The organism is Affinundibacterium seohonense (genome assembly GCF_014284305.1).
Taxonomy (GTDB): domain Bacteria; phylum Pseudomonadota; class Gammaproteobacteria; order Burkholderiales; family Burkholderiaceae_D; genus Undibacterium; species Undibacterium seohonense.
Map to the genome: position 1 here is coordinate 32423 of NZ_JACOFW010000017.1, position 14826 is coordinate 47248.

The following is a 14826-nucleotide window of genomic DNA, read 5'->3' on the forward strand; positions in this document are numbered from 1 at the left end:
CGCAAGTTTGTTGATAAAGGGACCGTTAAAGAAATCAGGATATGAGATGACTCTTACAGAAATTGAGAACTATTTTCGACATGTCTTACCAAGGAAGGATGATCAGGTCTTTTTTTTATCTCAGCTGCTGGAATCTGTTTCCCTAGCTAGGGAATATTCTGGTGCTTGGTCTACAACAATGTTGAGCGATGGTTTCCGCTTAAATGTTGGCCAAGTTGAAGCTTTAAGTTGTACATTTAAAAAAGTTGAATCGGCACAGAAGTCCTGCTGCCAGATCGAGCTCCGCATATTGCTTGCTGGTGACGATTGTGATTTGGTATTCAATCTCAATCCGGAATTTGAATCAATGGTTGCTATGAATTATGCATCGATTGGACAAAGTCATTGGTGTTATAGCTTTTTGTTTGATGCCTTGCCTTCGATGAGCTTAGAAAGTATTTTGAATGAGGTTGGTGGGCAGATAAAGCGCATGGCTGGATTGCGTAGGCAATACATTGATCGTGCAAGCCACACATCGATTGGAAAGGTAAGAAACAAGTCCAATTTCGCAGCGAGTCATTGTCCTACTTTAATAGAATACGCAGAGTTAATTTGCAAAGTCGAGAATAAGTCCACGGACGGTTGGTACAACGGATATAGCTGGAAAGAGCGCGAAGCAAGATTAAAGGAAGCCCATCGGCTTCAGAAATTGGGGTTGTTACAGCACGCATCCGGCCCGTGCCAATTATGTGGTGACCCTAATGCTGAAGTGAAATATCATGATGAAGATTATAGTCTTCCGTACTTGTGGGGAGGGATCGCTGCATATGCCCTCTGCCTCCACTGCCACATACACAAACTGCATCGTCGATTTAGCAACCGGCAATTGTGGTTAGATTTCCTGGCACATGTACGCCGAGGAGGTTACGCTAGTGATCTTAAAAATAAAAAAATCAGCAAAGAATTTTCTCAGTACCGTAAAGCCGTTGCATCTGGTGAAGTATTTACTTTAGTTAGTTTAAGACCTTATGCCCAAGAAATCGGGCAAGAGTGGTTCTCTAAATTAAGTACCGATCCCAGCAGCCTGAGAGATCCGAGCGCCAGACCACGTCCATAAACCAAATGAGGGTTCATATCAAATGACATTACAAAATCGTGTTACGCCTTTTGGCCAACTTAAAGCCATCAATGCGCGAGGACTTTTTTTAGGTAATCGTGGAAAACTTCATAATGATGAAAAGCGAATCATAAAACAATGGGACAGCAACCGCTGGATAACATGTTCGATTGAATACCAAGGAATTCGACGTGAAATTTTTAGCGAAGGGAGCTATTCCGAGTTGTTTTTTCTGGACGAGGCAACCGCATTGTCAGCGGGGCATAGACCTTGTGGTGATTGTCGTCGAGAACGTTTAAAAGAGTTCAAACTTCGTTGGCAGCAAGCAAATTCCGAGGATGGTGATACGAACGGTATTAAAGTTGAACTGATCGATACTCAGATGCATGCCGAGCGCACTAAGCGCGATGGGACAAAAGTTACTTACCAGACGAAATTAGGCGAGCTTCCTGACGGCGTTTTTATTTCAATTGACGGGATCGCATTGTTGAAGTGGAATAATAAATTGTTTGAGTGGTCGGCTTCAGGATACATAGAACGGTTCGAAACTTTTCCAGATGAATTGGTTGTTGATGTGCTCACACCAAGATCGGTGGTTGGTGTGATTAGGGCCGGATATATTCCTCAAGTTCATCAATCGGCCACGGGATAGTTTCGAAACCCACCGCGCATCTCCTCCCCGTTACTCTGCCTTTTCCACCTCGATTTCTTAGATGAGATCGAGGTTTCTACATGTCTACTTAGGTTTCCTTGTCAAGAGCGCCGCGTCTGACTCCTAGGTCGCTTCTAAGTGCGACCGAAATCGCGTCGTTTTCTTCATTTTTTTCAGTTTGTTAATTATTTGACACTCAGTGCTTCGATTTGAAATGCTAGTTGCTATACATGTTGTGAGTAATCACAAAGGTCATATGAAACGGCAAAAAAAGAGGAACAAATGAGCAATTCAAATCATCTGCACGCTCTACTAGAACTTCTAGTCGAGCTAGCAATAACAGAACAATCGGAACAATTTGGGAGCGATATATGCAAAGAGCAGCAATCTACGCGCGATACTCGACTGACGGGCAACGAGCAACATCAATCGACGATCAAGTTCGTCGAGCTAGAGAAAAAGCAGTGAGTCTGGGATATGAAGTTCCAGAAGATTTAATTTTTTCAGATTCGGCTATTACAGGTCAAGAGCACGGACTCGCGAAACGTGTGGGGTATCAACGATTTCTTGATGCTTTTGAAAAACGACAATTTCAAGCAGTGGTAGTAGACGAGCTCTGCAGAGTTGACCGCGACAGCCTAGGAATTGCGACTCTTCAAGATAAAATTGAAAGAAGCGGTATTAGATTTATTTCAACTGATGGTTTAGATTCAAATGTCCCGGGCTGGCAATTGACTTTCGGGTTACAGGGTGTGATGGCGTCGCACGCAATTCGCGAGACACGTCACCGTGTTGTTCGTGGAATGATAGGGCAACTCGAGAGAGGTTACATGATTGCAGCGGCGCCGTTTGGTTATCGAATGAGACGAGCTGACGGAGATGCTGGTACCTTCTGGGAAAAGCATGAGACCGAGGAAAAATTGGTTGGAGAGATTTTTGCGCTACGCCGCCAAGGCGCATCATTCGTTGCAATTGCGCGCTCGTTGAATGAACGTGGCATCGTGTCGCCTCGACCATCGCGGAAAAATAATGTTCCTAGGTATTGGAGACCTGCAACAGTTCGGCAATTACTAGGTAACACCATCTATCGCGGAGTATTTGTGTGGAATGGAAGTGCATTTGCAAAAGCAAAAGCGAAAAAGAACCACAAGGAGCTTCAATCGATTGAGTATCAGCGACCAAGTTTAAGAATCGTTGAGGATGATTTGTGGTTCGAGTGCAATAAACCATCCGCGCATAAAGCTTTTCGGGGTGGGGGTAAGAATATCTTGGCGGGATTATTGACATGCGGAGTTTGTCATGCAAAGTTGACGATATCGTCGGGAGGGTCTGCGTTAACAGCACATTGCGCGCAGTGTTCTCAAGCGAAAAGAGTTGGCGTAGCTGACAGAACTACGCGATATGTGTCGATTGACTCGATAAAGATGATGCTGACCTATGTGATGGAAAAATTATTGTCTGATGATGAGATTAGCAAATTTCGTGCACTTTTGAGAGAAAAGTTGAATCAAGGTCAAGACGGGAAAATTGCAGAAATTCGAAGAGAAATCTCGCTCAAAGAACGAACAGCATCAAGATTTTTAGACCTTATAGGATCGGCGGAGATTGACGACCCTATTTTGAATAAGAACTATAAAGAAGCTATTTCCGAAAAAGCGAGACTTCAAGCGGAGTTAAGTAGAATTGAGGCTGGGTTGTTAAATCAGGATGTGGCATCTATTGAACGTCAATTAGCGATAAACCCAACCAGTTTGTTGCCACGTTTATTTGAGGGTAGTTTACCGCCTGAGCGCGTGAGGGCCGTTCTCTCAAAATTGTTTCCAGTAATAAGATTAGATGACAAGCCAAGAAAATTTATAGCTAAGTATCATGTCGAAGTGTCCCAAGGTAGTATTTATGCCGAACTATCAGAGTCTAACGTTGTCGATGAAGGAATAGTCGAATTGAACTTGATTGTAAGCGGTGGTGCTGCGCGACCGAGTTGCTGGATAGTTTCTGAGGTTTAATTGATAACTTGATTGAGAAATGGGCTGCAGTTATCGTAGCCCATTTTTTTGTTGGTAAATCGACCAAACTTGAAACACGAATGCCGATAAATGCTATTCGCAATTTGTAATGTTCTGGGATCCTAATAATACAAAATATTAACAGCGTTTAGCACTGTGAATTAAAGTGTAATAATCTCTATCTGATCTGACGGTTGCCCACATCGACTTCGATTTCGTCTAGCATGCTCAGCAATTGTTGCATCGTTATCGTTAGCCGTAATCGCGTTCATTGAAGTGGATTAATTTTGCGAGCACACAAATAGATTTGTGGATTAATTGATATTTTTTGATGTATATATGCATCATTAATTTAATTTTGATGCATATTCACATCATTAATAGTGATTTCTGATATTTCTACTATTGTAGATATACTGGAAACCAGAATAGAATGCTTATATGCATCTAATTTATGAATAAATTGTACATATGCGACAAAATTTACATTTTTCTTCAAATTCAGTGACTGAAGGCGCGCAGCGTTTAGGGGAGCGGCTTCGTCGAGCGCGAAAGGCAAAGAAATTAAGTCTTGCTGACTTGGAGCGCATTTGTCGTATCCACCGAACAACGCTTGGACGTTTAGAGCGTGGTGATTTGGGAGCTTCTATTGGCGTATTGCTGAGTGTTCTTGAGGCATTACATGAGCTTGCAGATGTTGAACTTGTTCTCAGTAATCCTGACACTCCAGAGCATCGACGAGTCATCAATATACCTGTACTAGACCAGGAATTCTAATGAATAACTCGTGTACAGTCTTTGACTGCAGAGATCCCTACAATCCTGTGCCAGTCGGTAGTTTTGGCTTAGATGATATTGGTAACGGACATTTTGCATACGGTCGATTTTATGTTGATAAAGAAGGGGCGTTTGCCCTTGACCCAATTCATCTAAAGTTATCAAAAGAACGTCAAGAAGTGCCGCGCCAAGCAGATGGCTCATATGGAGTGCTCTCGGATGCTGGCCCCAATGCATGGGGAGTTAAGCTGACCGCAAGTATCTTGAAAGGTAACAATCAACCGTTACCCGCCAATCCCATCGAATGGTTCCTTCATTCATGGCACTACGGATCAGGGTGTATTGGTTTTTCGCAGCACCATACACAGAAACCCAATTTAGGAGTAATCGCGAATCGCCGTGAGGACCTTTCAGCCAAACTTCAAAGCACCATCGACCAATTGACGATTGATCCTGATACATCGTTAACGGATGCAGATATACGTTTGCTGGCTCCTGGTAGTAGTCTTGGCGGTGTTCGACCTAAAACGGTTGTGATGTCTGAAGGCTTGGAATATATCGCGAAGTTTTCTCGACCAGATGATGTATTTGATGTGCCGTCTGTCGAATATGCAACGATGCGCCTAGCGCACAAAGCTGGAATAAGTACTCCCGACTTCGAGCTTCTCAATATCGCCAACCGCTCAGTATTCCTTATCGAGCGCTTTGACAGGACGAAAGAAGGAGGGCGGAAGCATTACATCAGCGCTCACTCGTTACTTGCCCCTTCTGGACTTAGTATCGATAAGCGAGAATTAGTTACGTCGTTCTCGTATGCTGGGATTGCAGAGGCGATGAGGCCATTTAATATACGGGGGCAGCTAGATAGTCATCAACTTTATCGGCGAATGATATTCAACATTTTTATCGGTAATGTTGACGACCACCTTCGCAATCATGCCTTGTTGATGGAATCACCTAGTCGCTATGTTCTATCGCCTGCATTCGATGTCATACCTCATTCAGCTGCCTCGACAGCACCTCAATCTATTGGCGTTGGAGCCCAAGGAGCGGCAAGCACGACCGCGAATGCGCTATCACAATGCGGTCGTTTTTTACTAAAACGCGACGAAGCTACCGCCATTATTGAAGAGGTTCGCGCGGTGACAGCCTGCTGGCAACAAGAGTTTTCCGATTCTGGCGTCACCAAACGTGACATCCATCTCTTGAGCTCCTGTATAGATTTCCAGCGATAAGTCGTAAATTTTTCGACGCTAGCAACTATAGGCTCGCTTTGAGAATCTTGAGTCCTTTTAGTTTATTAATGGTTTTTTCCGCATTTTCATAAAGCGACTGAAAAACATCATTGTCATCATCGCCATAGCCATCGTCATCGAGCTCATCGTCCTGATAGATTGAATAATGCAGCGCTGCATATTCTCTTTGCATGTCTAGTAAGAGCTCTGCGCATTCTTTGAGTAGTGTTTGGTATTGGCACTTGTGTTCAGTTGATTCTGATTGCTGTTTGCACAGAGTAATAGTATTGGCTTTTTTAGGCATGATAATTCTTTCTTAAATTGTGCCAACATTGGCTAGACATATAACACCTAAGTTTATATTTGACTTTTAATCAATTCAGTGTGTGCCAATAAGCCCGAGTTTTATCCTTGAAACTGGGATCATTAAGAGTACGCGCCAACAATCGAGGTGATTGACACAGAATTTCTTATAGGCTCCGCGTGCCGGTGGAATGATCGCGCTTGAGACTTTTTGGCATGACTACAGAGACTCGCCTGCAGCGCGCGAGCCCTGTAGGCTCTCCCGTCGCTAGGTCAAGTACTTCCACTGCGACCGTCTCAGTAACGTGGCAGCTTTGTCTAGCGAGCTTCAAAGGAGTCCATAACTTATATAAAGATGCTACCTGTACTTCAAAACGAAGCTAAGAGCTTGCGAATTGAGTGTTGCACTAGAGGGTCGCTGAGTCCTAGACGATCGTCAGTCTTGATGAGATGGTCTCGGCACAAGTCCGGCCACCCGTGCTCATCATTGTCAATCGCAAACCACCGTTCCGGATTGCGGCGCTGGACGTCTGCCCAAACTTGACTACCGCGAGACATATTATCAAAAAGAAATTTTTCCGTCTCTCTATTGTGAAATGTCGCACCTATAACTCTGGACTGTAATGCCGGTGTCAGCTGGCTTTTTGCGAATGCGAAACTCCTCGCCCTCACCCACGATGTACTTAGGACTATTTTCACGTTTGGATAAGGAGCTAGGAGCTCCTCCAAGATGGGGAGCCATTCGAAAAGTGTTCGTCCTTGCGTGCGCATGTATATGCCGGTCCGGGGCGACCAGTATACTGCGTCATCATGGACAACTCCATCGTAGTCGCAATAGCAGACCCACAATGGAGCCCGGGGCTCGACTCTAGCACCACTTATCTGTGACATTTAGGTGCTCCAATAAGGCAACAAAAACGCCTAATCGCAAAGGCAACACCCTTGGCTAAATAAAGGTTCGAGCGGCTATGGAACATTCGCGACGCGAAAGAATTGTTACATAGTTCATCAAAGTTTAAGTAAATTGCTTTTGTCATATCAATTTTTGGATGGATGTCTGTTTTTTGTAGGAGCAAATCTTGGTATTTATGGCATTCTAAAAATAACAAAAAATTGTTTTGATTTAGAAATTATTAGATGACTAGCGACGCAGTTTTTTTGGGGGACCATTAATTTGTGCCGTTAATTTTTGTATCGCTTTATCGAGCTTTGTTTTGTCAAAGCCTAATCTAGGCTCGCATAAAACAAGTTGATCATTTTGTTCAAAAATTGAATCAACGAGATTCCAGCCACTTTCGAAATCATCAATGATTAATATTGGCTACGTCGTCACACCGAATTTCGAGATCCAAGTTTGAATTTCGATGAGGCGCCCAATAAATTCGGTTTTCGGCGTTCTCCATTCCCGATGAAGATTTTTTGCAATAAAATCAAGCCCAGCGGAATTAAAAGCAAACGCTACTTGATCTCGGTTGAGATAATTCGTCCAACTTGAGCTAATCACATACGAGGGGGAAAAATCCTCATGCATTAGCGATAAATTACTCACTGCACTTGATAAGAATACGCTGGCCCAGAATTTTTCTTCAATATTTCTATTGTTTTTTAACGCAGCGACAACCGTACTACCCGAGAAGTTTGGGTCGATTGCAACAACATCATCTATATCTAGAAAAACAATTGGTTTCATTTTTTTTGCAATGTTGGAACATGATGGAACTGTCAAATAAATTTTTGTATTGGCGCAAATATAGCCATACTAATTTCGTTGGTCAACAAAATTTTATTTCGTAAAAATACACTTATACTGGATGTTTATTTGAAGATAGCAGATGTATCTGTAGATATTATTTGTTTATTTTGAGTTCTAATTGAATCGTAATTACTTGAGTGTCAAGTATCTTAAATGTCAATAACATATTTATTTCGCGTAAGTTTTTTTGGAATTTGTGTCCATTGAACCGTTCAGATCATTTCAAAAACCATGTTCAGTACCTTTGCATGGTTTGTGAGTGCTGCGGTTTTATTGGGGGTTGGAACAGCCATGGTATATCCAAGCTTGTTGGCCGCCATTGGCGATGTAGTTAATCCAGTCTGGCGCGCATCGACAGTCGGCGTATATCGTTTATGGCGTGATATGGGCTACGCATTTGGAGCCTTGTTATCTGGCGTGATGGCAGATGCCTTTGGTGTGGCTAGTGCAATTGGTTTTATTGCGTTCTTAGCGTTTATGTCTGGGGTAGTTGTCGCTTTTCGCTTTAAGGACCAAGTACGAAGTTGAGATTTGACTTTTTGAGTCAAATCTCAAAGGTGCTCACTTCGATTTTTGCTTGAAGACCAGAGTTTTCAATCATTGCATTAAGTAACGTGTCGCATCTCCGAGATGTTTTTTGCAACTTCGATTTCCACTGTGATCAAAATGACTATTCTAGGAAGAGAGTTGACTTAAGCCGTTCATAGGTATCTGCAGACATTGCATTCGGTTGTGTCACCAGGGAATTCGATAAAGCGGTAGGCGAGCGCGGAAGTGTGACTATGCTGCACTACTGGCGATTCGAGAAAGAGTGTTGAATTGTTGGTGTGGATACGTTGTGCTTCAAGTCTAGAGTGTTCTCAGGGAGGAACCTATTAATTTCATTCTAAGTGAGCAAGGCCTTCGTCGATATTATGGATTTATTAATGGTCTCCAGATTGACCGCAGTCAAGCAAACTAGATTTTGAATCCGTTATTGTTAATTATTGTTAATTCACTCTTTTTTCTCGACGCTTAAAAGCGCAACATTGCCTGATGGGAATGTTTTTGCGATTGACTTCATGAGAGAAATAAGATGAATGACTTAAAAATATCTACCAAACTGTTTGGTGGGTTTGGTGTGATTGGATTTTTATTGATGTTGATTGTTGGTATTGGTTTATATAACCTTTCGAGTGTGAACGATAACGTCAAAGACATTATTGGCGACAAAGTTCCAGCGACTCAGCTCTCGACCGAGACGCTAAGACAAGTTGATGTTATTGCGATTGCGCTTCGTAACATGATGCTTAATCATGACAAAGTAGACCAGCAGAAGCAGCTAGATACCATTGAGAACGCACGTCAGCTTATACAAGCTTCCACAGAACAGTTAGGGAAAGTCACGCTCACGAACGAAGGTAAGGAGCTGTTGCTTCAGGTCAGCGAGGCTGGTAATAGATATGCGAATGGAACCACTGCATTATTAAAACTAATTACTAGTGCGAGGGATGATGAAGCAAAGGCCTTCCTTGCAAATGATTTACGGCCAATTCTAGCGATCTATAAAGAAGCAACAAATAGACTAATTCAATATCAGTTTACTGCCATTGCAAAAAAAGGTGAGCAATCTGAGGACACCTATATCGAGTCTAGAGTCTTAATGCTTGGCTTGGGTACGATAGCGCTATTTCTGGCAACGATTATAGGTGTACTCATTACTCGTAACTTAATGAACGCCATTGGGGGCGAACCAAAAGAGGCTTCGGATATGGTAAAGGCCGTGGCGGAAGGCGACCTGAGTATTGAGATTACGGCAAAGCCTGGTGACCAGACAAGTATCATGGCGAATCTACAAGCGATGCAATTAAGTCTATCAAAAGTCGTTTCTGATGTCAGATTGGGTTCTGAAAGTGTTGCTACCGCAAGTGCCGAAATTGCACAGGGAAATATGGATCTGTCTGCTCGCACGGAAAGTCAGGCAAGTGCATTGGAGGAGACCGCAGCATCAATGGAAGAGTTGATGTCCACTGTTAAACAAAATGCGGATAACGCGAAACAAGCAAATCAGCTTGCTCGTAGTGCTAGCTTGGTGGCGTCACAGGGGGGAGAGGTGGTGGCACAAGCTGTTGGAACGATGAGAGAGATTAGCGAGTCAAGTGTGAAGATCGCTGACATCATTAGTGTCATTGATGGGATTGCTTTTCAAACGAATATTTTGGCACTCAATGCCGCGGTAGAAGCTGCTCGAGCAGGCGAGCAAGGTAGAGGATTTGCCGTTGTAGCTTCAGAGGTCAGATCTCTGGCAGGTAGGTCTGCAGAGGCAGCAAAAGAAATTAAATCGTTGATTAATACAAGCGTCAGTTGTGTACGTAATGGCACTGAGTTAGTTGATCGAGCAGGCATAACTATGATTGAAATTGTGAACTCGATTAAGCGGGTCGAAGACATCATGAGTGAAATTAGTGCATCAAGTCATGAACAAGCGTTAGGCGTTACTCAAGTCGGTGAAGCGGTCACCCAAATGGACGAAGCGACTCAGCAGAATGCAGCATTAGTTGAAGAAATGGCTGCTGCTGCCAGCACCTTAAAGTTTCAGGCTGTTGAATTGGTGCAAACAGTGTCTGTATTTAAGATGATTTCAGGCGCTGATGACGTTAAGCGTAATCCAAACCATAAAGATTCAAAGCGCATTAATTTCAGGAGTGAAAGAGATCTAGTTTTATTGTCTTAGTTTTTAGAAGTAATACGATGTTTTTGGGGGCATTCACTTATGTAAAGATTCGTGTGGTCTAAATAAAACTGACTTAGCTATAAAAGAAGTGTCACCTGATGTTGCTGGCATTATGAAAGTTGCTGCGTTTTAAGTTATGATTTTAGACTTTGCTCACAATAATTTTGCCGCTATTTAAATGATCAATAAGTCTGTAGTATCTAATGAAGGTATTCCGCTAACACCGTTGCAGCGCCGAATGTCTTTACTGAAAATACTTTCCTCACTGTTCGGAATATTTACACTTTTGGGCTTATGGTTAATCTTTGAATTAAGAGACGGCTATGATCAAGCTCTGAAGCAGGCAAGCTACAGGGCAGTACAACGTAGCCAAATTTTCGGACAAAGTTTGCGCACTCAAATTTTGGCATCTGACTATGTATTACGTGATGTCGCTAGTAGGATTCAAATCATAGACGGCGTATTTGTAGATACTGGTTTTAACCAAGGTAAAACCTTGTCGACTCTATTAAAGGAGAAGGGTGACACTGTCCCTGACTTTTTTAGTATGGTTTTATTTGATCGAGATTGTAAATTTATTGCGACAGCTACCGGGCAGAATATCGGCATACGCTCAAAGCCCGAACTATGTGAAGCTCGAAAGAAATTCAAAGGTTCAGGGCCCATGGTTGAATATGTGGCAGGTAATAGATCTGCTTCGGGTCGACCAGCGCTCGTAATTTCAAGGCACTTCATTAACGCCAGTGGTCAATTTTCGGGTGGTGTGTTGGGAGTCATTGAGCTTGAACGAATGCAACGCTGGCTTGATTCACTTGATATCGCCAGCTATGACGCCGTTTCTTTGATCGACAATTCTCAACTACTATTGGCTCGCAGACCGGCGATGCATTCCTACTTGGAAAAGCGGATGATGAGCGAAGCGGATATGAATTCTTTGAGCGAGAAGTTTGCGAAATCAGGTATCGCTACCTCAATTGACATCGATGGACTTGAACGTCTTTTTGGTATTTATCAGATTGAAGATTTTCCTTTCACTGTTGTTTACGGGTTCGAAAAACTCGCGATTCTAAAACAATGGAGGAAGCGGGCAATTGATATGAGCATTGGATATTGCCTCTTATTGCTTTTGGCAGGATTTGTCGTTCGCTCACACATCACTGTACTGCGTCAACATAATGAAATAAGCAAGAACAATGCATTATTGCGTTCAAGTGAAGCAAATTTTCGCATGTTGGCTGAGAATATGGCTGACATCGTTTGGCAAATCAATTCATTCTTTAAGGTCACATACACAAATGCTGCGGATGAAAGAGTGCGTGGTTATTCCAATAGTGAAATAATTGGTGTTGACATTCGTGAGCAATTTACCGAATGTGGTCAAAAAATTTTTCAGCAAGAAATAGACAAGCGGGTTGAACTTGAAAAATCCGGTAACAAGGACCTGGCGATGAAGTTTGAGTTGCCGATGCGTTGCAAGGACGGCCGTGAACTATGGATGGAAATTTCTTCATCGCCAATTTATGGAGAAAATGGCGAGATCGATGGGTACCAAGGGGTGGCTCGCGATATTAGTCTGCGAAAGCTGCACGACGAAAAACTACTTCAAGCACACCAGGAAATGGAAAGCCGACTGTTAGAGGCAGCTGAAGAAAAAACAGCGTTACAAGAATTAGCCTTACATGATGCGATGACCGGTTTATACAATAGACGGTTTCTTGATGCGGCAATTGTGCGAGAAATTGCACTTTCGGAGCGAGAGCAAAGACCACTTGCGGTGATTATGTTGGATTTGGATCATTTTAAGAATATCAATGATCGATTTGGGCATAGTGCTGGAGACCAAGTCCTGAAGGCCCTCGCAGACATCATGCGACAAACATCGCGTGAAAGCGATTTAATTTGCCGCTATGGCGGAGAAGAATTTATCGCAATTATTCCAAACATGACAGCTTCTCAAGCATTCGAAAGAGCCGAGATATGGCGTAAGCAACTGGAACAAAATACGGTGAATTATGGCGGAAATGAAATAAAAATCACATTATCCGCAGGCATAGCTATTTATCCCGGTCATGGTAAAAATGGTGAAGAGCTTATTTTGTGTGCTGATGAAATGCTTTATCAATCTAAACACTCTGGGCGGAATCAAGTGAGTATCGCTTAATCCTATTCTTATTATTCAAAACGAGTTACAAAGAGATCAAAAAAATTACTGCTTTGCTAAACAACATGGCCGACGAGGTAGGTAAGTTACAAATAATTGAATTGAACTGTGTTGATTATCAAATCTGATGCAAAGTCGCAATCAAGCGTTAATCCTTTAGATGCAAATGCTGACGTGAGCGGTGAAGATTTTGTAGGGACTGAGACTTGATTTGATCTGCTTTCATTACTGTCCCGCCGCGTTTTTTAGCAAAGTCTTGTGCGTCTTCGATAAGAGAAAACGCGGGGAAGTTGCCAGCGCGCATGGGTCCCATTACCTCCGATCCGCTCACAAAAAAAGCTTCGCTGGTTTTAATCCATTGGCCTTGGGACGTATCAGTGACGTAACTGACCGCGATTTCACTAGCATTGCGGCCACGGCTATATTTTGACGGGTCTAGCAGATAGATAAATAAAGTTAATGGCGAATCAAAGAAGTGGGTATCGCCATTCTTGAAGATTACTTGCGCGGCCCATTCGCTGGTGCGAGCTGGATACATACCGCAGACAGGGCAGCGCGCATCGGCGGGGATCTTACGTGGCGCGAGTAGGCTGATACCCCAATTCGGATCGAATGGCGTCGCAGGGGCAACGATGCAGATGTCGCCGCTGGTGATGGTTTGATCGTCCGTAACTGTTGGCTGCCATGGAACCAGTTTGGTCAGCATAAGCGCGATGATTAATGTGCCAGTTGTCCAAGTGAGAAGCTTGGCTGACGGAATGCGCAGTAACATCATTTACATCCGCGTATCGTGTAAAGCACCGCCACTCAAATCCACCATGTCAGGTTTGATTTCTGCATAGCGCAGGAATTTCCCTCCCCATTGTCCTATAAATTTTTTTGCATCTGCCTCCTGGGCAAAACTGGCAATGGTGGGGCCCATAGAGCCATGTCGTTTACTGCCCAAAACATAGCATCCCTCTTTTGCAGGTATCCAGTTGCCACGCGGTTGATCCCAATCCGCTTTGCCCATGTCTTGTACATAGGCGGCGCTAACTGCCTTGACCTGTTCAGGTGACAATAAGGTGTGAAACATTTCTACCGTATCGCAAAAAAATGTGGGTGACTCTTTGCCCTCATAAAAAATCTGTGCTTTCGGGCCTGGGTAGTCGGCCAGTAACATGCCGTCGAGATCGCAGGTGGTGTGCGGATCAATTTCTACCGGGGTGATGGATTTGCTGGTCGTTGATTGACCGCAAGCCATCAAGGTACTTCCAGCGACGGCGGTGATGAGCATATTGATGATAAATTGTCGACGATTAATGATCATGAGTTAAATCTCCAACGTGCCAACGCCAGCGGCACAACGATCCAGGCACACATAACAGAACCCATAAGCCAGGGTTTGGCGAGGGCAGCGGGAACGATGCTCGAAAGCCCATAAAGGGTGCGTACATCATCCATAGAAAAGACATTCAGAATACGAAATACATCGGTCGGATTGAGTAACAGTAAGTAGGCAAAAATATCCCCACCATAGCTGCCGCCAGTACCGACCAGCGCACCTAGTAATAAAAGATCAAAGACTAAGACAAAGAAAAACCAGAGTGCGATTGCCAAGCCAGATGCACGGGTACGTTCGCGTGCAATCACTGACATGAAAATAGCAAGACTGAGAAAGGCCAGGCCGAGCAGTACGGAGCTGATGATGAAGCCGAGGTAATGTAATAATCCGGCCCATTTAAATTGTTGGTATAGCAGTGCTGCCACCAGTGAAAATCCTGCGACGGTGGATAGTGTTAAAGCGCCAGCGAGACCTAAATATTTACCGAGTAAAAATTCAGTACGGGTAATCGGAAAAGACAATAACAAATCCAGCGAACCGCGTTCACGTTCGCCGACAATCGCATCGAAGCCGAGCAGTAGGGCAATTAAGGGAATCAAATAAATCACTAGACTGACCAAACTTGTGATGGTTAACTCTATCGATTTAAGGCCTATCTGGCCTTGTTGCGCACCACCCAGATAGGTAATCACTAGCGAAAATACGGTAAACACCAGTGCTACCGCCAGTACCCAACGATTGCGAATCCGGTCACGAAATTCTTTCGCTGCTAGGGTGAAAATTTGATTTATTTCCATCATGGTTTC

At 43.6% G+C, this 14826-nt stretch carries 13 protein-coding genes and 1 pseudogene; 8 read left to right on the forward strand and 6 right to left on the reverse strand.

Annotated features, from left to right (window positions below; all coding sequences use genetic code 11):
• Window positions 1-46 precede the first annotated feature (46 nt).
• The 5 genes from H8K52_RS14210 (at window position 47) to H8K52_RS14230 (ending at window position 5766) form a co-directional block, all read left to right on the forward strand.
• Window positions 47-1096 (forward strand): hypothetical protein, encoded by a 1050-nt coding sequence (locus H8K52_RS14210; protein WP_186923572.1) that lies wholly within the window; start codon window positions 47-49, stop codon window positions 1094-1096.
• A gap of 22 nt (window positions 1097-1118) precedes the next feature.
• Complete coding sequence (locus H8K52_RS14215; protein ID WP_186923573.1) at window positions 1119-1748, forward strand: hypothetical protein; 630 nt, start codon at window positions 1119-1121, stop codon at window positions 1746-1748.
• A 371-nt stretch (window positions 1749-2119) separates the two neighbouring features.
• Window positions 2120-3754: a recombinase family protein gene (locus H8K52_RS14220; RefSeq protein WP_186923574.1), complete on the forward strand. Its 1635-nt coding sequence runs from the start codon at window positions 2120-2122 to the stop codon at window positions 3752-3754.
• A 471-nt stretch (window positions 3755-4225) separates the two neighbouring features.
• Window positions 4226-4531 carry a helix-turn-helix domain-containing protein gene (locus H8K52_RS14225; RefSeq protein WP_186923575.1) on the forward strand — a complete coding sequence of 102 codons (306 nt, stop codon included), beginning with the start codon at window positions 4226-4228 and terminating at the stop codon, window positions 4529-4531.
• The gene (locus tag H8K52_RS14230) at window positions 4531-5766 is read left to right on the forward strand and encodes a type II toxin-antitoxin system HipA family toxin (protein WP_186923576.1); all 1236 of its coding nucleotides are present in this window, start codon (window positions 4531-4533) and stop codon (window positions 5764-5766) included. The genes H8K52_RS14225 and H8K52_RS14230 overlap by 1 nt, the downstream gene beginning before the upstream one ends.
• 25 nt (window positions 5767-5791) lie before the next feature.
• On the opposite strand, the gene H8K52_RS14235 is transcribed toward H8K52_RS14230, so the two are convergent.
• From H8K52_RS14235 to H8K52_RS14245, 3 genes are all read right to left on the reverse strand, one after another.
• Window positions 5792-6070, reverse strand: a complete 279-nt coding sequence (locus H8K52_RS14235) for a hypothetical protein (RefSeq protein ID WP_186923578.1) — start codon at window positions 6068-6070, stop codon at window positions 5792-5794.
• Between the two features lie 368 nt (window positions 6071-6438).
• The gene (locus tag H8K52_RS14240) at window positions 6439-6960 is read right to left on the reverse strand and encodes an HAD domain-containing protein (protein WP_246464552.1); all 522 of its coding nucleotides are present in this window, start codon (window positions 6958-6960) and stop codon (window positions 6439-6441) included.
• Between the two features lie 430 nt (window positions 6961-7390).
• Entirely contained in the window at window positions 7391-7759 is a 369-nt protein-coding gene (locus H8K52_RS14245) for an HAD domain-containing protein (RefSeq protein ID WP_186923580.1), read from the reverse strand.
• 306 nt (window positions 7760-8065) lie between these two features.
• Between H8K52_RS14245 and H8K52_RS14250 the strand changes: the two are divergent.
• The 3 genes and pseudogenes from H8K52_RS14250 to H8K52_RS14260 form a co-directional block, all read left to right on the forward strand.
• Window positions 8066-8350: pseudogene (locus H8K52_RS14250) on the forward strand (MFS transporter); the annotation flags it as partial.
• 547 nt (window positions 8351-8897) lie between these two features.
• Window positions 8898-10535, forward strand: a complete 1638-nt coding sequence (locus H8K52_RS21610) for a methyl-accepting chemotaxis protein (RefSeq protein WP_186923584.1) — start codon at window positions 8898-8900, stop codon at window positions 10533-10535.
• 178 nt (window positions 10536-10713) lie between these two features.
• Window positions 10714-12696 (forward strand): diguanylate cyclase, encoded by a 1983-nt coding sequence (locus tag H8K52_RS14260; RefSeq protein WP_186923585.1) that lies wholly within the window; start codon window positions 10714-10716, stop codon window positions 12694-12696.
• 148 nt (window positions 12697-12844) lie between these two features.
• Here the strand turns inward: H8K52_RS14260 and H8K52_RS14265 are convergent, their stop codons facing one another.
• From H8K52_RS14265 to H8K52_RS14275, 3 genes are all read right to left on the reverse strand, one after another.
• Entirely contained in the window at window positions 12845-13402 is a 558-nt protein-coding gene (locus tag H8K52_RS14265; RefSeq protein ID WP_186923586.1) for a nitrous oxide reductase accessory protein NosL, read from the reverse strand.
• Between the two features lie 69 nt (window positions 13403-13471).
• Window positions 13472-14005, reverse strand: a complete 534-nt coding sequence (locus H8K52_RS14270; RefSeq protein ID WP_186923587.1) for a nitrous oxide reductase accessory protein NosL — start codon at window positions 14003-14005, stop codon at window positions 13472-13474.
• Window positions 14002-14817, reverse strand: coding sequence for an ABC transporter permease (locus H8K52_RS14275; RefSeq protein WP_186923639.1), 816 nt, complete (start codon window positions 14815-14817; stop codon window positions 14002-14004). The genes H8K52_RS14270 and H8K52_RS14275 overlap by 4 nt, the downstream gene beginning before the upstream one ends.
• Between the last annotated feature and the right edge of the window lie 9 nt (window positions 14818-14826).

Excerpts from the sequence above, each read along its gene's own strand:
- H8K52_RS14260 (WP_186923585.1), top strand. The coding sequence starts at position 10,714 with ATGATCAATAAGTCTGTAGTATCTAATGAAGGTATTCCGCTAACACCG.
- H8K52_RS14230 (WP_186923576.1), top strand. The coding sequence starts at position 4,531 with ATGAATAACTCGTGTACAGTCTTTGACTGCAGAGATCCCTACAATCCT.
- H8K52_RS14265 (WP_186923586.1), bottom strand. The coding sequence starts at position 13,402 with ATGCTGACCAAACTGGTTCCATGGCAGCCAACAGTTACGGACGATCAA.
- H8K52_RS14220 (WP_186923574.1), top strand. The coding sequence starts at position 2,120 with ATGCAAAGAGCAGCAATCTACGCGCGATACTCGACTGACGGGCAACGA.
- H8K52_RS21610 (WP_186923584.1), top strand. The coding sequence starts at position 8,898 with ATGAATGACTTAAAAATATCTACCAAACTGTTTGGTGGGTTTGGTGTG.
- H8K52_RS14245 (WP_186923580.1), bottom strand. The coding sequence starts at position 7,759 with ATGAAACCAATTGTTTTTCTAGATATAGATGATGTTGTTGCAATCGAC.
- H8K52_RS14235 (WP_186923578.1), bottom strand. The coding sequence starts at position 6,070 with ATGCCTAAAAAAGCCAATACTATTACTCTGTGCAAACAGCAATCAGAA.
- H8K52_RS14210 (WP_186923572.1), top strand. The coding sequence starts at position 47 with ATGACTCTTACAGAAATTGAGAACTATTTTCGACATGTCTTACCAAGG.
- H8K52_RS14270 (WP_186923587.1), bottom strand. The coding sequence starts at position 14,005 with ATGATCATTAATCGTCGACAATTTATCATCAATATGCTCATCACCGCC.
- H8K52_RS14240 (WP_246464552.1), bottom strand. The coding sequence starts at position 6,960 with ATGTCACAGATAAGTGGTGCTAGAGTCGAGCCCCGGGCTCCATTGTGG.
- H8K52_RS14215 (WP_186923573.1), top strand. The coding sequence starts at position 1,119 with ATGACATTACAAAATCGTGTTACGCCTTTTGGCCAACTTAAAGCCATC.
- H8K52_RS14275 (WP_186923639.1), bottom strand. The coding sequence starts at position 14,817 with ATGGAAATAAATCAAATTTTCACCCTAGCAGCGAAAGAATTTCGTGAC.
- H8K52_RS14225 (WP_186923575.1), top strand. The coding sequence starts at position 4,226 with ATGCGACAAAATTTACATTTTTCTTCAAATTCAGTGACTGAAGGCGCG.